General features: G+C 74.3%; 13 protein-coding genes, 3 pseudogenes and 1 riboswitch. Of the genes and pseudogenes, 8 read left to right on the top strand and 8 right to left on the bottom strand.

Features of this window, described 5'->3' with window-relative positions; all coding sequences use genetic code 11:
- Positions 1–751: pseudogene (locus ACLIYP_RS24295) on the bottom strand (asparagine synthase-related protein); the annotation flags it as partial.
- Between the two features lie 714 nt (positions 752–1,465).
- Between ACLIYP_RS24295 and ACLIYP_RS24290 the strand changes: the two are divergent.
- On the top strand, positions 1,466–2,977 hold the full coding sequence (locus ACLIYP_RS24290) for an MFS transporter (RefSeq protein ID WP_412715243.1): 1,512 nt from the start codon (positions 1,466–1,468) through the stop codon (positions 2,975–2,977).
- A gap of 328 nt (positions 2,978–3,305) precedes the next feature.
- Positions 3,306–4,505, top strand: a complete 1,200-nt coding sequence (gene lhgO / locus ACLIYP_RS24285; protein ID WP_412715244.1) for an L-2-hydroxyglutarate oxidase — start codon at positions 3,306–3,308, stop codon at positions 4,503–4,505.
- Between the two features lie 76 nt (positions 4,506–4,581).
- On the opposite strand, the gene ACLIYP_RS24280 is transcribed toward lhgO, so the two are convergent.
- Positions 4,582–5,409 carry an SAM-dependent methyltransferase gene (locus tag ACLIYP_RS24280; RefSeq protein ID WP_412715242.1) on the bottom strand — a complete coding sequence of 276 codons (828 nt, stop codon included), beginning with the start codon at positions 5,407–5,409 and terminating at the stop codon, positions 4,582–4,584.
- Between the two features lie 152 nt (positions 5,410–5,561).
- On the opposite strand from ACLIYP_RS24280, the gene trmB reads away from it, so the two are divergent.
- Positions 5,562–6,428: a tRNA (guanosine(46)-N7)-methyltransferase TrmB gene (gene trmB / locus ACLIYP_RS24275; RefSeq protein ID WP_412715241.1), complete on the top strand. Its 867-nt coding sequence runs from the start codon at positions 5,562–5,564 to the stop codon at positions 6,426–6,428.
- Between the two features lie 111 nt (positions 6,429–6,539).
- Positions 6,540–9,725, top strand: coding sequence for a DUF3427 domain-containing protein (locus ACLIYP_RS24270; RefSeq protein WP_412715240.1), 3,186 nt, complete (start codon positions 6,540–6,542; stop codon positions 9,723–9,725).
- Between the two features lie 12 nt (positions 9,726–9,737).
- Here the strand turns inward: ACLIYP_RS24270 and ACLIYP_RS24265 are convergent, their stop codons facing one another.
- Complete coding sequence (locus ACLIYP_RS24265; RefSeq protein WP_412715239.1) at positions 9,738–10,079, bottom strand: hypothetical protein; 342 nt, start codon at positions 10,077–10,079, stop codon at positions 9,738–9,740.
- A gap of 21 nt (positions 10,080–10,100) precedes the next feature.
- A pseudogene (locus ACLIYP_RS24260) lies at positions 10,101–10,220 on the bottom strand (ATP-binding protein); the annotation flags it as partial.
- A gap of 33 nt (positions 10,221–10,253) precedes the next feature.
- Here ACLIYP_RS24260 and ACLIYP_RS24255 point away from each other — a divergent pair.
- The 3 genes and pseudogenes from ACLIYP_RS24255 to ACLIYP_RS24245 form a co-directional block, all read left to right on the top strand.
- Positions 10,254–10,433, top strand: a pseudogene (locus ACLIYP_RS24255) (Scr1 family TA system antitoxin-like transcriptional regulator); the annotation flags it as partial.
- Positions 10,433–10,654: a DUF397 domain-containing protein gene (locus ACLIYP_RS24250; RefSeq protein ID WP_412715238.1), complete on the top strand. Its 222-nt coding sequence runs from the start codon at positions 10,433–10,435 to the stop codon at positions 10,652–10,654. The pseudogene ACLIYP_RS24255 and the gene ACLIYP_RS24250, both read left to right, overlap by 1 nt.
- A 9-nt stretch (positions 10,655–10,663) precedes the next feature.
- Complete coding sequence (locus ACLIYP_RS24245) at positions 10,664–11,152, top strand: glutathione peroxidase (RefSeq protein ID WP_412715237.1); 489 nt, start codon at positions 10,664–10,666, stop codon at positions 11,150–11,152.
- Positions 11,153–11,168: 16 nt separating this feature from the next.
- Here the strand turns inward: ACLIYP_RS24245 and ACLIYP_RS24240 are convergent, their stop codons facing one another.
- A complete protein-coding gene (locus tag ACLIYP_RS24240) occupies positions 11,169–11,924 on the bottom strand; it encodes a hypothetical protein (protein ID WP_412715236.1) in 756 nt (251 codons plus the stop codon).
- Positions 11,925–12,113: 189 nt separating this feature from the next.
- On the opposite strand from ACLIYP_RS24240, the gene ACLIYP_RS24235 reads away from it, so the two are divergent.
- Positions 12,114–12,881 carry an antibiotic biosynthesis monooxygenase gene (locus ACLIYP_RS24235; protein WP_412715235.1) on the top strand — a complete coding sequence of 256 codons (768 nt, stop codon included), beginning with the start codon at positions 12,114–12,116 and terminating at the stop codon, positions 12,879–12,881.
- Positions 12,882–13,058: 177 nt separating this feature from the next.
- On the opposite strand, the gene ACLIYP_RS24230 is transcribed toward ACLIYP_RS24235, so the two are convergent.
- From ACLIYP_RS24230 to ACLIYP_RS24220, 3 genes are all read right to left on the bottom strand, one after another.
- Positions 13,059–14,135 carry a M23 family metallopeptidase gene (locus ACLIYP_RS24230; protein ID WP_412715234.1) on the bottom strand — a complete coding sequence of 359 codons (1,077 nt, stop codon included), beginning with the start codon at positions 14,133–14,135 and terminating at the stop codon, positions 13,059–13,061.
- Between the two features lie 11 nt (positions 14,136–14,146).
- Positions 14,147–14,325: riboswitch (cyclic di-AMP (ydaO/yuaA leader) on the bottom strand.
- A 226-nt stretch (positions 14,326–14,551) separates the two neighbouring features.
- Complete coding sequence (locus tag ACLIYP_RS24225; protein ID WP_412715233.1) at positions 14,552–15,778, bottom strand: PP2C family protein-serine/threonine phosphatase; 1,227 nt, start codon at positions 15,776–15,778, stop codon at positions 14,552–14,554.
- Positions 15,779–15,867: 89 nt separating this feature from the next.
- The coding region (locus tag ACLIYP_RS24220) for an amino acid permease (RefSeq protein WP_412715232.1) at positions 15,868–16,311 on the bottom strand (444 nt) is incomplete at its 5' end.

The following is a 16,311-nucleotide window of genomic DNA, read 5'->3' as shown; positions in this document are numbered from 1 at the left end:
CCATGCCGGGGATCGGCCCGGGGTCGAGGCTGCCGAGGTCGGGCACGGGCGCGTGGCGCGGGGCGGCCAGCCGCACCCGTACCGCGTCCACCAGCGCCTCGCGCACCCCGGCGACCGCCGCCTCCGCGTCCACCGGGGGCGCGGCGACGACGGTGGGCACGGCGGGTTCGTAGCTGACGGTCTCGCGGCTGCGGCCGTCGCGCATGACCAGCGCGTGGCCGGGAGCCACGCGGCGCACCCCCGCGTACGGCGTGCCGTCGCCGAGGGCCTCGGGCGCGTCGGGGCAGGCGAGGAGGGCGGCGAGGTGTCCGACGTCGAGCTGCGCCTCGATCAGGTCGGCCAGCGGCAGCGCGGCGGTGGCGTAGGCGGTGCCGCCCGCCCACGGGGTGTGGAAGACGGGCCGGGCGCCGGCGAGGTCGGTGGTGACGGTGACGCGGCGGCCGACGCGTACGACGGCGGTGTAGCTGCCGGGCCAGGCGGTCAGGTGGCGCAGGGCGCCGCCGCGGGCGGCGAACAGTCCGATGCGCAGTTGCTCGTCGGAGGCCCCGCAGGAGCCCAGCACCGCGAGTCTGCCGCCGCCGTCGGCCTCGACCAGGCGCACCTCGTCGGGCCGCCAGTCGCCGACCGCCCACAGCGGGTCGGGGCCGTCCCACAACTGCCTTGCGCCCACCGGCTGGATCGTCTGCCCCGGTCTGGCCGCGCCGCCCGCGCCGGAGGCGTGGTCTGCGGCCCATCCCACCAACCACCGCATCGTCGCCTCCGCATGGCCCCGTGACTCGGTAACTCGCCGTCGGCGGCGGCCGATCGGTGGCGGGTCACCGTCGGCGGCCGTCAACCGCCGTCGCTGCGGACCATGCTGCCACGGGATGGGCGTACGGGAGGCGCAGGGGGACGCGGACACACGGAAGTCGGCGCCGGACCCCGGCGCCGTACCGGCCCGCCGGACGACTCCGCCGGGAGCGGCGTCATTCGGCCAAATATTTGCCGTGAGATATGCCTAATGAATCATCGTCGGCATCTCGTCGGCGCACCGTCGGCTTGCCGCCGGCACTTCCCCGGCGCTTCGCCGGCAGCCCGGGAGGCTTCGTCACCTCCCGGACCGGACCGCCGTCCGCGGGGAATGGGACGACGGCATTCCCCCAGCCCACCGGTACCAGTGCGGTGGGCCGACCCACGCAGCATCCATGGAAACGCCTCCTCCGCGGGCCGCACAGAGCGCACGGACAGGCGCATCGGCACACACCCGGAGCACACGCCAGGGGGGCATGCGCGGTGCGGTTTGGAGTGTCCGTCGGCGCCCCGCGCGCCGTTCGCGCGCCGCCGGTCCGCGCTCCGCGGAGCCTGCACGAATCCCGCCATCCCGGAAGACGGCCCTTAACGGTAGGGATGCGGCGAACTACGCTGGGTTGACGAATGCCCCGTGTGCGCGGCACGGGGTGGCCGTCGGTGTGTGTCAGGGGTGCGCATGTCCAGGGAGCCACGCGGGCCGAACGAGAAACTCGGTGCCGTCCTCGCCCTCGCCGGAATCAGCAACGCCGGGCTCGCCCGCCGGGTCAACGACCTGGGAGCGCAGAGAGGACTGACACTCCGCTACGACAAGACGTCGGTCGCCCGCTGGGTGTCCAAGGGCATGGTGCCGCAGGGCGTGGCCCCCCATCTGATCGCCGCCGCGATCGGCAGCAAGCTGGGGCGTCCCGTCCCGCTGCACGAGATCGGCCTGGCGGACGCCGACCCGGCCCCGGAGGTCGGCCTGGCCTTCCCCCGCGACGTCGGCGCGGCCGTGCGGTCTGCCACCGAGCTGTACCGGCTGGATCCGGCCGGGCGGCGCGGCGCGGGCGGGGGCGTGTGGCAGTCGCTGGCGGGCTCGTTCTCGGTGAGCGCCTACGCCGTGCCCACCTCGCGCTGGCTCATCAAGCCCGCCGACAGCTCGGTGGCGCGGGACGCGTCGGCACTGGCCGGGACTGCCGGAATCGTCCCGGCCGGGCCCGGGACCGCGGGCGCGGGCCCGCTGTCCGGCCCCGCCGACGAGCAGCGCCCGCACCCGCCCGTCCCGACCTCCCTGCGCGTGGGCCACAGCGATGTGGCCAAGCTGCGGGAGGCCGCCCAGGAGGCCCGGCGCTGGGACTCCAAGTACGGCGGGGGCGACTGGCGTTCGTCGATGGTGCCCGAGTGCCTGCGGGTGGACGCCACCCCGCTGCTGCTGGGTTCCTACAGCGACGAGGTGGGGCGCTCGCTGTTCGGGGCAACCGCCGAACTGACGCGCCTGGCCGGATGGATGGCCTTCGACACCGGTCAGCAGGAGGCCGCGCAGCGCTACTACATCCAGGCCCTGCGGCTGGCCCGGGCGGCGGCGGACGTGCCGCTGGGCGGGTACGTGCTGGCGTCGATGTCGCTGCAGGCGACGTACCGCGGCTTCGCCGACGAGGGCGTGGACCTGGCGCAGGCGGCGCTGGAGCGCAACCGCGGCCTGGCCACGGCCCGCACGATGAGCTTCTTCCACCTGGTCGAGGCCCGCGCCCTGGCCAAGGCCGGCGACTCGGCGGCCTGCGGCACCTCGCTGGCGGCGGCCGAGGGCTGGCTGGAGCGTTCCCGCGACGGCGACCCGGACCCGTCCTGGCTCGACTTCTACTCCTACGACCGCCTCGCCGCCGACGCCGCCGAGTGCTACCGCGACCTGAAGGCCCCGCGCCAGGTGCGCCGCTTCACCGAGCAGGCGCTGTCGCGGCCGACGGAGGAGTTCGTCCGCTCGCACGGCCTGCGGCTGGTGGTGTCGGCGGTCGCGGAGCTGGAGTCGGGCAACCTGGACGCGGCCTGCGCGGCGGGCACGCGGGCGGTGGAGGTCGCCGGGCGCATCTCCTCGGCGCGGACGACCGAGTACGTGCGGGACCTGCTGCACCGGCTGGAGCCGTACGGCGACGAGCCGCGCGTGGCGGAGCTGCGGGAGCGGGCGCGCCCGCTGCTCGCCGCGCCGGCGTGACACGGCGCCCCGGCCCGCCGCGCTCACCGCACCCGCCCCGTCCGCCTCGCCTGCCCCCTCCGCCCCCTCCGCCTCGCTCGCGGGAGCGGGGAGGGCCGGCGGGCGCCGTACGTCCGGTGCGGGCGGCACGTCCGGTGCGCCCGGGGGCGGGCCGTACGGGCCTCCCCCATGATCCGTTCACATCTCCGGCGCGCGGCCGGACGGTTGTCCGCCGGCGGTCCGGGCCATGATGGATGACGTGTCCACTGTCTCCTCGGCCGCCTCCTCACCCTCCCCTTCCCCGTCCGGCCGCGCGCCGGGCGGCCGGCGGGCGGCGTACGACTGCGACGTGCTGGTGGTCGGCGGCGGGATCGTCGGCCTGTCGACGGCGTACGCGCTCACCCGCGCCCGGCCCGGTACGCGGGTGGTGGTGCTGGAGAAGGAGGCCGGCCCGGCCCTGCACCAGACCGGCCGCAACAGCGGGGTGATCCACAGCGGCGTCTACTACCGCCCCGGTTCGCTCAAGGCACGCTTCGCGGTGCGGGGCGCGACGGAGATGGTCAAGTTCTGCGCGGAGCACGGCATCGCGCACCGGGTGACGGGGAAGCTGATCGTCGCCACCGAGCGCGCGGAGCTGCCCCGGCTGCACGCGCTGGTGCAGCGCGGCCGGGAGAACGGCATCCCGGTGCGCGAGCTGGGCCCGGCCCAGATCGCCGAGTACGAGCCCCACGTGAACGGCCTGGCGGCCATCCACGTGGCCACCACCGGCGTCTGCGACTACGGCGCGGTCGCCGCCGAGCTGGCCCGCCTGGTGGAGGCGGCCGGCGCCGAGGTGCGCACCGGCGCCGAGGTCACCGCCGTGGACCGCCGCCCGGGTGTGGGCGTGGCCGTCCGTACGGCCGCGGGCGCGGTGGTGCGGGCCCGCGCCATGGTCAACTGCGCGGGGCTGCACTGCGACCGGGTGGCCCGTCTGGCGGGCGACGCGCCGCCGGTGCGGATCGTGCCGTTCCGCGGGGAGTACCACGAGCTGGCCCCGGAGCGCGGCTCCCTGGTGCGGGGCCTGGTCTACCCGGTGCCGGATCCGGCGTTCCCGTTCCTGGGCGTCCACCTCACGCGCGGCATCGACGGCTCGGTCCACATCGGCCCCAACGCCGTGCCCGCCCTGGCCCGCGAGGGCTACCGCCGGCGCACCGCCGACGCCCGCGACCTCGCGGGGACGCTGGGCTGGCCCGGCTTCTGGCACATCGCCCGCCGCCACTGGCGCTACGGGGCCGGGGAGCTGCGCCGCTCGCTGTCGAAGGCGGCCTTCACCGAGGCGGTGCGCCGGCTGCTGCCGGAGGTGGAGGCCGCCGATCTGCGCCCCGCCCCGGCCGGGGTGCGGGCCCAGGCGGTCGGGCGGGACGGCACGCTGGTCGACGACTTCCTGATCACCGAGGCCCCGCACACCGTCCACGTCCTCAACGCGCCCTCCCCCGCGGCGACGGCGTCCCTGCCGATCGGCCGCGAGGTGGCGCGGCGGGCGCTGGCGGCGCTGGACGCCGCGCGCTGAGACCCGCCCGGGTGCGGCCCCGCTGTCCGGGGCCGCGACCGTCCCGGGACCGCGGCAGCCCGGAGCCGCGGCGGCCCTACGGCTTGCGCGCGAGCCCGCCGTACACGGCCGTCTCCGGCCCCGGCTCGCCCTCCGGCCGCCACCGCGAGCACGAGACGACACCGGGCTCCAGCAGCTCCAGCCCCTCGAAGAAGTCCGCGATCTCCTCCGGGCTGCGCGGGGTGTAGGGGGTGGCGGTGCCCCGGGCGTTGTGGTTCTCGATGGCCTGGACGTAGACCGGGTCGGCGGTGGAGCCGTCGTTCAGGCCGAGGAAGCTGCCCGGCGGCAGGGCGTCGACCAGCCGCCGCACCACCGCGCGGGCCTCGTCGTGGTCGGGGACCAGGCCCAGGATGCCCATGAGCATCAGCCCGACCGGGCGAGAGAAGTCCAGCGTCCGCGCGGCCTCGGCCAGGATGCGGTCGGGGTCGCGGACGTCGGCGTCGATGTAGTCGCACGCGCCCTCGGGGGAGCTGGTGAGCAGGGCACGGGCGTGCACAAGCACCAGGGGGTCGTTGTCGACGTAGACGATCCGGGACCCGGGTGCGGTGCGCTGGGCGACCTCGTGGGTGTTGTCCCTGGTCGGCAGGCCGGTGCCGATGTCCAGGAACTGCCGGATCCCCTCCTGCCCGGCCAGGTGCGTCACCACGCGCCCGATGAAGGCGCGGGAGGTGCGGGTGATGTCGCGCATGCCGGGGAAGGCCGCCAGGACCTTCTCGGCGGCGTCCGCGTCGACCTCGTAGTAGTCCTTGCCGCCCGCCAGGTAGTTCCAGATCCGGGCCGAGTGGGGCCGGGAGCTGTCGATCCCGCTCCCGCCGCCCGGCCGCGCGGCGCCGTCCGCCGTTCCGTCCGCCGTTCCGTCCGCCATCCCGTCCGCCTCCTCGGTGCCGACCGTCAGGGGCACACGATCCCACACGGCGTCAGCCCCCACCCACCCCCGGGCCGCGGTGGGATCCTCCCCGGTCCGGCCCTCCGCTGCCGCCGGGGTCCGCGCCGGGCGGCCGTAGACTCGTACGCACTGTGTCCGAGAAAACCCCCCAGCCCACCGAAGTGGCAGAAGCACCCGAAACGCGCCCCGGAGTGCCCGGAGCGCTCGCGGCCCCCGCACGGGACGCGCGGAGCGCGCAGAACTCCCAGAGCGCGCAGAGCGCCATGTTCCCCGACGGCACCGGCCCCTCCGCCAACCCTGTCGGGGACCGCCACGAGCGCCGCATCCGCAGCTTCCAGCCGCGCCGCAGCCGCGTCACCGCCGCCCAGCGGGACGCGCTGCTGCGGCTGTGGCCGGAGTGGGGCGTGGAGATCGACGGCGACCGCCGCCTCGACCTCGACGAACTCTTCGACACCCTCCCGCCCGGCTCGCCGGTGGTCCTGGAGATCGGTTTCGGCATGGGCGAGGCCACCGTGCGGATGGCCGCCGACGACCCCGCCACCGGCATCCTCGCCGCCGACGTCCACACCCCCGGCCAGGGCAACCTGCTGGGGCAGGCCGAACGGCAGGGGCTGTCCAACGTCCGGGTCGCCAACGGCGACGCGATCATCCTGCTGCGCGAGATGCTCGCCCCCGGCTCCCTCGCCGGGATCCGCGTCTTCTTCCCGGACCCGTGGCCCAAGAAGCGCCACCACAAGCGCCGCATCGTCCAGCCGGAGTTCGTGGAGCTGGCCGCCTCCCGGCTGCGGCCGGGCGGACTGCTGCACTGCGCCACCGACTGGGAGCCCTACGCCGAGCAGATGCTCCAGGTCCTCACCGACTGCCCGGCCCTGGAGAACACGCAGGCGGACGGCGGCTTCGCGCCGCGCCCGGACTTCCGGCCGCTGACCCGCTTCGAGCGGCAGGGCCTGGACAAGGGCCACGTTGTCCGCGACCTCCTCTTCCGCCGTCTCCCCTGACGGGGCCGGCGGCCGGCCGGGCCGGCGTACGGACTGTCGGTGCCTGCTGATAGAACGGCCGGCACCGGCCGCCGATACCGGGCGACCGCCGAGACGAGGAGGGGAGCGCCCGTGGCCGACGCCATCGCGGAGCAGTCCACCGGACGGCCCGCCGCGCAGGGTACGGCACCGGCCCCGGGCCTGTACGAGCAGTTGGTCACCGCACGTCTGGAGGAGCGGCTACGGGCGCTGGACGGCGGCGAGTGGCGCGCCGTCGAGGAGAAGGTGGGCGAGCAGTCCTCGCCCCATGTCCTGGCCCGGCACATAGCCGAGGCCGTCCGCCGCGTGCTGGAATCACTGCCCTCCGAGGAGGAACGGGTCGGCGAGGCCAACCGGATCCTGGACGCACTGGCGACCAGGGAGGGCGCCGAGGAGTGGATCGACCGCGTCGCCGAGGGCCCGAGGCAGCTCGTCGCCGTCGCCCGGCAGCAGGCCCAGGGCGTCTACGAGCTCCGCCGCCCCTCGATCCCGCTGTCCGACGCCGCCCTGATCACCAACGCTCCCGAGGACCCCGGTCTGGGCCACGAGCTGCGTGCCGAGCTCGCCACGGCCGACCGCGTCGACCTGCTGTGCGCCTTCGTCAAGTGGCACGGACTGCGGGTGCTGGAGGACTCCCTGCGGGAGGCCGCCGAGCGGAATGTGCCCATCCGCGTCATCACCACCACCTACATCGGCGCCACCGAGCGGCATGCGCTCGACCGCCTGGCGAAGCGCTTCGGTGCCGAGGTGCGGGTCAACTACGAGCTGCGCTCCACCCGGCTGCACGCCAAGGCGTGGCTGTTCCGCCGCGGCAGCGGCTTCGACACGGCCTACGTCGGCAGCTCCAACCTCTCGCGGGCCGCCCTGCTGGACGGCCTGGAGTGGAACGTCAGGCTGTCGTCGGTGGCGACGCCCGCGGTGCTGAGGAAGTTCGAGGCGACCTTCGACTCCTACTGGAGCGATCCCGCCTTCGAGCCCTACGACCCCGACAGCGAGGCCGACGTCTCGCGGCTCGACGAGGCGCTCGCACAGGCCGGGGGCAGGAGACCGCAGGGTGACACCCGGGCCGTCACTCTCTCCGGGTTGGAGGTCCGCCCCTTCCCGCACCAGCAGGACATGCTGGAGCGGCTCCGGATCGAGCGCGCCGTCCACGGCCGCCACCGCAACCTGCTGGTGGCCGCCACCGGCACGGGCAAGACCGTCATGGCCGCCCTCGACTACCGGGCCTTGCGGCGGGAGCTCGGGCGCGACCTCAGACTGCTCTTCGTCGCCCATCGCCAGGAGATCCTGAAGCAGTCGCTGCGCACCTACCAGGACGTGCTGACCGACGGGAACTTCGGCTCACTGTTCACCGGCGGCGAGGTCCCCCGCGACTGGCGGCACGTCTTCGCCAGTGTCCAGTCGCTGTCGAGACCCGCCGCCCTGGCACGCCTGGCGCCGGACCACTTCGACGTCGTGGTGATCGACGAGTTCCACCACGCCACGGCCGCCACCTACCGGCGCGTCATCGATCACTTCCGGCCCACCGAGCTCCTGGGGCTGACCGCCACCCCGGAGCGCATGGACGGGCGCAACGTCCAGGACGAGTTCTTCGACGGCCGCATCGCAGCCGAGCTGCGGCTGTGGGAGGCGCTGGAGAACGAACTGCTCTCCCCCTTCCACTACTTCGGCATCGCCGACACCACGGACCTGGAGTCGGTCACCTGGAAGCGCGGGGCGTACGACACCGGCGAGCTCGACAACCTCCTCACCGGCGACCACGCCCGGGCCAGGCTCATCGTCGGCGCCGTGCTGGACAAGGTGGCCGACCCCGGCTCCATGCGGGCGCTGGGCTTCTGCGTCTCCGTCAGGCACGCGCGCTTCATGGCGGACTCCTTCGACCGGGCGGGCATCGCGGCGAAGGCCGTCGACGGCTCCACCCCGGACGCCGAGCGCGCCGAGGCCCTGGCGGGGCTGCGCGACGGCAGGATCCAGGTGCTGTTCTCCGTCGACCTGTTCAACGAGGGCGTGGACATCCCGGACGTCGACACCCTGCTGCTCCTGCGCCCCACCTCCAGCGCCACCGTCTTCCTCCAGCAACTCGGACGCGGACTGCGCCGCACACAGGACAAAGCCGTGCTCACCGTGCTGGACTTCATCGGCCAGCACCGCCGGGAGTTCCGCTTCGAGGAGCGGTTCCGCGCGCTGACCGACCTCGGCCGCACCAGACTGCTCCGCCATGCAGAGGAGGACTTCCCCCAACTCCCCTCCGGCTGCCAGATCGTCCTCGACCGCAAGTCGAAGGAACGTGTCCTGGAGAACATCCGGAGCAACATCACCGTCAACGCCACCCGGCTCGCCCGCGAGATCGCCTCCTACGCCGAGCCAAGCCTCGGCTCCTACCTCCGCGAGAGCGGACGGGAGCCCAGGGACCTGTATCGGGGGAAGAACTCCTGGACCGGCCTGCTGCGCCGCGCCGGGCTCATATCCGGCGCGGCGCCGGACGGGGAAGCCGAGTTGCTCAGGCGCGCTTCGGCCTTCCTGCACGTGGACGACCCCGAGCGGGTGACCGCCTACACCCGCCTCCTCACCGACGGCGCCCCGCACTACGCGTCGCTGGCCCCGAGGGAGCAGGCGTACGCCCGGATGCTGTTCTTCTCCCTGTGGCCGGGCGGTGGGGGCTTCGACGACTACGGGGAGGGGTTGGAGTCCCTGCGCGGGCAGACCGCGTTCCGCGACGAGGTGCGCCAACTCCTGGGGTACAACCTGGAGCACACCGGGCACTACCCGATTCCGCTCGACGGCCCGCACGCCTCCGTCCCCCTGACAGTCCACGCCTTCTACAACCGCGAGGAGATCCTGACCGCCCTGGGCCAGGCGGATCTGGACGGCCTCAGGCCGGTCAACTTCCGCGAGGGGGTGCGCTGGTGCGAGAACCTGCGCACCGACGCCCTGCTCGTGACGCTGGAGAAGGACGAGAAGGACTTCTCCCCGCAGACGCGGTACAAGGACTACGCCCTGAGCCAGGAGCTGTTCCACTGGGAGTCCCAGAGCACCACCTCCGAGGCCTCCCCCACCGGGCGGCGCTACCGGCACCACCGGGAGCTCGGCACCCACGTCCTGCTCTTCGCCCGGCGCTTCAAGACGACGGACATGGGCGGCCCCGGACCCTGGATGCTGCTGGGCCCGGCCGAGTACGTGTCCCACAAGGGCAGCCGTCCGATGGGCGTCGTGTGGCGGCTCGCTCACCCGCTTCCGGCGGACGTGTGGACGCACACGGCCGTCGCGAGCGGTGCGTGACCGCCGAGGCCGTCAGTTCCACAGGCCGGCGTCCGCCGGCGTCGCCATCGCCTCGAAGCGCGTCTGTGCGTGGTCGAGTGCTGTGTCCGGGTCGTGGCCGTGGGCGCTCAGCCAGTGGAGGACGTCGGCGATCAGCCGTACGGCCGCGTCTTCGGTGACAACGCCGGTCAGACGGCCGGACGTCGGCTCCGTGCGGCCGTAGAGGTTGAGGAGCACGTCCGCTCCAACGGGGCGCGGATTTCCGGGCAGGTGCTCCGGGGCGCCGGGGGCGATGTCCAACTCGCACCACGTGACCTTGCCGTCCGCATGGAGGACTACACCCCAGTCGGCGGCCACCGCATCGAGCAGCGCCACGCCTCGTCCCGACTCCGCGTCGTCCGGGCTGGAGAGAAGGACGGGGATCCGGCGGGGGTCAGGGTCGGCCAACTCGATGCGGAGACGCCGCCCGCGAGCCGAGAAGCGCAGTGTGATCGACGCGCCCTCGCCGACGTGCAGGATGACGTTCGCGACCAGTTCGCTGACGCAGAGCTGGGCGGTCCCACACCCGCGCTGGACGTGGTCTATGTGGACATCCTCGGCGGTGGCCTGTTCATGGAGAAGCCGGAGGAACTGGAGCGCTATGGGTTGGCGTTCGAATACCTGCGAGCGCAGGCGCTGGACGTCTCGGCGTCGGCGGCCATCATCGAGCGAGCCTGCGAGGAGCTTTGATGCGACGGCAGTCCACAGACGGCTGGACCGAGTGGTTCAAGTCCTCGTACAGTGGCGCGGGAGCGACCGAGTGCGTGGAGGCGGCGTACGGGCCGGGGAGCGTGGCGGTGCGGGACAGCAAGGGGGCGGGCGGGCCCGTGCTGAGGTTTCCGGCGGGGGCGTGGGAAACGTTCCTGGAGGGTGTCAAGGCTCACGGCGGGCGCGGACGCGAACTCTGCTAGACAGGGCGCATGAGCCTCTACGACATCCCCCTGCGCACCCTGACCGGCGAGCCCACCACCCTCGGCGAGCACCGGGGCAAGGTGCTGCTGATCGTCAACGTCGCGTCCAAGTGCGGGCTGACCCCGCAGTACGAGGGCCTGGAGCGGCTGCAGAAGAAGTACGCCGACCGCGGGTTCACCGTGGTCGGCGTGCCGTGCAACCAGTTCATGGGCCAGGAGCCCGGCACCGCCGAGGAGATCGGGACGTTCTGCTCGGCCACCTACGGCGTCACCTTCCCGATGCTGGAGAAGATCGACGTCAACGGGGACGGCAGGCACCCGCTCTACGCCGAGCTGACGAAGCTGGCCGACGCCGAGGGGCAGGCCGGGGACGTGCAGTGGAACTTCGAGAAGTTCCTCATCGCGGCGGACGGCACCCCCGCCGCCCGGTTCCGCCCGCGCACCGAGCCGGAGGCGGACGAGGTCGTCGCCGCGATCGAGGAGCGGCTGCCCGCCTGATCCGGCAGTGGGCCGTTCACGGCCGGCGGCCGGTCCGCGCGGACCGGCCGCCGTGCCCGGGGCGCGCGGGGTTCACCGGGTTCGTCCGGCTCCCCGGGTTCAGGCGCGGCATGCGCGCGCTGCCCCAGGTGCCCAGCGCCACATGCGCCAGTGCGGCCCCCACCAGGACACCGTCGTACGAGGGGGTGTCCTCGTCCGTGGCGGGCTCGGCCGCGCCCTCGGGGTCGTGGAGTACGCGCAGGACGTCGCCCTCCGCCACGTGCCTTTCGCAGCCGCTGCCCTGCGTCAGGTCGGGGGAGACCTCCCTGCCGGAGAGGTCGCGCAGGACGCACCGGTCGGTCTTCCCGCTCCTCTTCTCCACGACCACGGCCTGCGTCCACCGCCCCCGCTCCCGCAGGCCGTCGTCGTGCCCGGCCTGCCCGGCGGTGACGCCCAGCACGACCCCGGTGAGGACGGGGAAGGCGAGCTGCCAGGCGGCCTTGCGCCGGTTCCACGGGACGGAGCGCGGTTCGAGTACGGGCACCAGCAGGGCCGCCAGCGGGATCAGGAGGCAGGCGGTCAGTGTGGCCGGGCCCCTCAGCCACCGGCTCAGCGGCGCGGCCGGGGCGAGGTAGGCCAGGGCCACCGCGGCAGTGGCGCACGCCGTGTGGAACACGAACCACCAGACCGTCCTGGTGAACCGCGGGGAGGAGCCCTCCCCCGTCGCCGCGCCGTTCGTGCCGGCCGCGCCGTTCGCCCTCGCCCTCGCCCTCGCCCTCGCCCTCGCCCCCATGGTCAGCCTCCGCCTCCCGCCGTACCGGTCGGAGCCGAGGCTAACGGCCGTCCGGGTGCCGGTGGGGAGGGCGGGCCGCTCCGAACCGGGGAGACCGGCCCGAGCCTCCTTGACTTCAAGGCGACTTCAACTGTGAAGGTGGTTCCGTGGCATGAGGGCACGCCATGCGACCGACGAGGAGGCACACCCATGTCCGTGACACCCGTACATCCCGACCCCGCCCGCCCCGAGGCCGGAGCCGTCCTCATCAGCGTCTGGGACGTCGGCACGCCCGAGCGGCAGCGGGCCGCCGCGGACGCCGTCGCCGCCGCCTGGGGGAAGCGGGAGTGGCCGACGCCGGACATGCTGTCGTACAGCGTCTACGCGGGGACCGACGGCCGGACGCTGCTGCACTACTCCCAGTGGACGGGTGAGGAGGCGTACGAGGAGTACGTGCGCACCCACCGGCAGGAGCGCAACGACGAGATCGACGACGCGGTGCCGGGGATCGAGCGGCTGCGGCTGACGCGCACCCGGCTCTACCGAAGCCTGCCGCGGGAGCGGAACGGACGGGAGCGGGGCGGGAGGCGGCCCGAGCCGGGGTGCGTGGTGGTCGTGGAAGTCGGGTTCGAGGGGCCGGACGAGGCGCGGCAGCGGGCGTGGGTGGACACCGTGGCCGCCGCGATCGAGGAGGACGGCGCCGGCGGTGGCCTGCCGCCCGGCGGCATCTCGGCCCACTTCCACCTGAGCACGGACGGCACACGCGTGGTCAACTACGCGGAGTGGGAGAGCGAGCAGGCGCACATCGACGCGCTGGAGGCGCCGGGCAGGGGCATCGGCTCGCCGTCTCCGCTGTGGGAGCGGGTGCGGAACTTCCCCGGGATGGTGAGCAACGACGTGGCGCGCTACCGGCTGCTGTTCTCCACCGAGCGCCCCGGGCAGCCGGCGGAGCGGGCCGCGGCGGCACGGCGGGCGTGACAGGCCCGGTGGGCACCTTGGGCAGCTTGGGCACCTTGGGCACTGCGGGCGCACGCGGGTGGGAGAGGACCGGCGGCCCTGGTGTCGGGGGGGATGAGCCACCAGGGCCGCCGGGGCGTGGAAACCGGCGTGCGGGGACGCGGGTGCGTGGCCCGCGGGCCGCCGGCCGGACCGCCGTCAGATGGACTGGCCCTTGCTCCGCAGCCAGGTCAGCGGGTCGATCGGGTCGCCGCCGCCGGGACGGACCTCCAGGTGGAGGTGCGCGCCGGTGGAGTTGCCGGTGGAGCCGACGCGGCCGATGACGTCGCCGGTGGTCACCTTGCCGGTGGTGACGGTCATGGAGGACAGGTGGCAGTACCAGATCTCGGTGCCGTCGTCGAGCCTGAGGATGATGCGGTAGCCGTAGGAGCCCGCCCAGCCCGCCTCGACGATCTCGCCGCTGTGCACCGCCTTGACCGGGGTGCCGGTGGGGGCCGCGAAGTCCAGGCCGGTGTGGTTGTTGGCCCACATCGAGCCGGACTGGCCGTAGGTGGAGGTGATCTGGTACGAGGTGAGGGGGAGGGTGTAGCTGGCCGCGAGCTTGGCCAGGCGCTCGGCCTCGGCCTTGCGCGCCGCCTCCTCGGCGGCCTTGCGCTTGCGCTCGGCCTCCTCCGCGGCGGCCTTCTCCGCCTCTTCGGCGGCCTGCTCGGCGGCCTCGTCGGCCGCCTCGTCCGCGGCCTGCTCGGCGGCCTTCTCGAGCGCGGCCTGGGCGGCGCCGGTCTGCTGCTGGTCGGCCTGCTGGAGGATGCGTGCCCGCAGCACCTCGCCGGCGTCCGCCGTCACGACGGTCGTGGTGGCGTCGGAGGTGTCCAGGCCGGCCTGGGTTACGGTGCCGCCGAAGGGGCTGGTGGCCTCCCCCTGCGGGGCGGGGCCGCCGTCGTCACCGCCGGAGACCATGCCACCGACGACGGGGATGCCCTCCGCCACGGCGCCGAGGTCCACGTCCGGCAGGGAGATGGCGACCGGGGACTTGTCCTTGGCGGTGGCTATGCCGCCCGCGCCGACGGCGGCGATCATGCCGACGCCGAGGACCGCTCCGCTGCGGGCCATGCCGTTGCGCTGCTTGGCGACGCGGTGCCGGCCGCGGACCGGGCGGACGGACTCCTCGGTCGGGTTCCACACCGGCCGGTCGCCGTCGCCTTCCGGGCCGAAAGGGGTGAAAGCGGCGGTGTGCGGGTCGTACGAGACCTCGGGGGCCGGGCTGCTGGACGCCACTGGGGCGCTCTCCTTTCCTTCCTTCTCGCCTACCGGGTTAGCTGACGGGTTCGGAGCAGGAAGGTCTCCTACGGATCCATACGGGCATGCCGCATCAATCCGATTCACCCCAATTGGTGGTTCCCCGGTTCCCTGGGCGCGTCCTCGCTGTTGGCGGGGCCGCGCGTACGGGATTCGGCGACGGCGCACGGTGCCGCCCTCTTCGGCGACAGTGACGACCGCGCTGCGTTATCGAACGTTAATAGAGGTGCGCTCCGGATTCCAAGTCCCCTCTTCGGACATGGGGCTTTCTTGACGGAGGACTATCGGGGCATTGGCGGGCCAATTCGGGCGAGTCGACCGCCGGACCGGCGCGTGAGACGCACGCCACACCGCCTGACGTTGCCTCAGATGTTATGCGGAGGGGCGTACGTCGGCTACGGAAGGTCACCGGAGGCCGGAGGCTCCGGGAACCCCGGGGGCTCCGAGGGCTCCGAGGGCTCCGAGGACCCCGAGGGCTCCCGGGACTCCGGGTCGCGCATGACCGCCAGCAGCGCCATGTCGTCGGACCGGTGCCCGCGAGTGTGCGCGTCGACGTCCGCGAGGAGGTGGTCGAGCAGGGGCGCCGGCCCGGCGAAGCGCCGGCCGCGCAGCCCCTCCGCCAGGTCGTAGAAGACGTCCGCCGCGTTCCGCGCCTCCGTCAGGCCGTCGGTGTGGAGCAGCAGCAGGGAGCCGGGCGGGAAGGGGACCGGTCCGGTCCGCCCGCTCACGGAGGCGCCCGCCAGGTCACCCAGTCCCAGCGGCAGCGCGTACGCCCCCGTGTCCGGCTCCAGCAGCCGCACCTCTCCCTCCCCGGTCAGCAGCACCGGCGGGGGATGGCCCCGGTTGACGATCCGCAGGCTCCCCGGTTGCCCGGCCGGGACCTCTGCGAGCACGGCCGTGGCGAACTCCTCCGAGCGGCCCGTTCCCGTCTCGCGCTGCGCGGCCTCCCGGTTCAGGGCGTGCTCGACGCGGTCGGCGACCGCCGCCAGGTCCTCCTCGGTCTCGGCCGCCTCCCGGAAGGCGCCGAGCACGACGGTGGCCGTGCCGACGGCGTCCGTACCCTTGCCGCGCACGTCGGCCACCAGCAGCCGCAGCCCGTACGGCGTCCGCTGCACGCCGTACAGGTCGCCGCCGATGCGGGCGTGCGCCTGCGCGGCCTCGTAGCGGACGGCGATTCTCAGGTCTCCGACCCGGCCGGGCGGCACGGGCAGCACCGCGAGCTGGACGGCCTCGGCGACCCGGTGGGCCGAGGCCACACTGACCTCGCTGTGCTGCAGGACGCGGCTGAGGACGAGTGCCAGCACACTGACGGTGGCGTTGGTGGCCAGCCGTACCAGGATCTCCGCCAGGGGCAGGTCCCCACGCGTCAGCAGGCCGGTCACCACGGTCATCGAGACGGCCGCGGTGAGAGCCGTGCCGCGGAACGTCCACAGGGCCGCGGCGACCAGGGACGACGCGGCGAGCGGAGCGCTCAGGAACACGTCGGCGGGGGTCAGCAGATTGATCACCAGCCCCAGCAGGATCAGCAGCAGGGGCAGCATCCAGGGCGGGCGGCCGATGACAGGGACGGCGCGGGCACGGATCCTGCTCCCGCCCGTCTCCTGCCGCCCGTCGCCGTGCACCCCTCCAATCTTCCCGATGTCCGGCGTCCCGGCGAGTCGATCAGGTCCGGCCGGACGACGGCGGGCCCGGGGCGCCGGGCCCCGGGAGCCTACGCCCGGCGGGCGGCGACCGCGCGGCGCACCCCGTACGAGGCGGCGCCGGCCGCCAGCACCGCCGCGCCCAGGAGCACCGAGGCGAGCGGCAGGGCGAAGGCCAGCACCACGCACCCGGCCAGCCCCACCGCCGGCACGATCCGCGGCGGGCGCCCCTCGCCGGGGCCCAGGGTCCAGGCGGAGGCGTTGGCGATGGCGTAGTAGGCCAGGACACCGAAGGAGGAGAAGCCGATCGCGCCGCGCAGATCCGCCGTGGCGGCCACCACGGCCACCACCGCGCCGACGGCGAGCTCGGCGCGGTGCGGCACGCCGGAGCGCGGACGCACGGCGGCCAGCGCGGACGGCAGGTGCCGGTCGCGGGCCATCGCCAGGGTGGTGCGGGAGACGCCGAGGATCCGGGCCAGCAGCGAGCCCAGCGCCGCGACCGCCGCCCCGGCGGT

Origin of the sequence: Streptomyces nanhaiensis, assembly GCF_046614825.1 — a bacterium.
Lineage (GTDB): Bacteria > Actinomycetota > Actinomycetes > Streptomycetales > Streptomycetaceae > Streptomyces > Streptomyces radiopugnans.
This window is presented reverse-complemented; position numbering and strand designations above follow the sequence as displayed.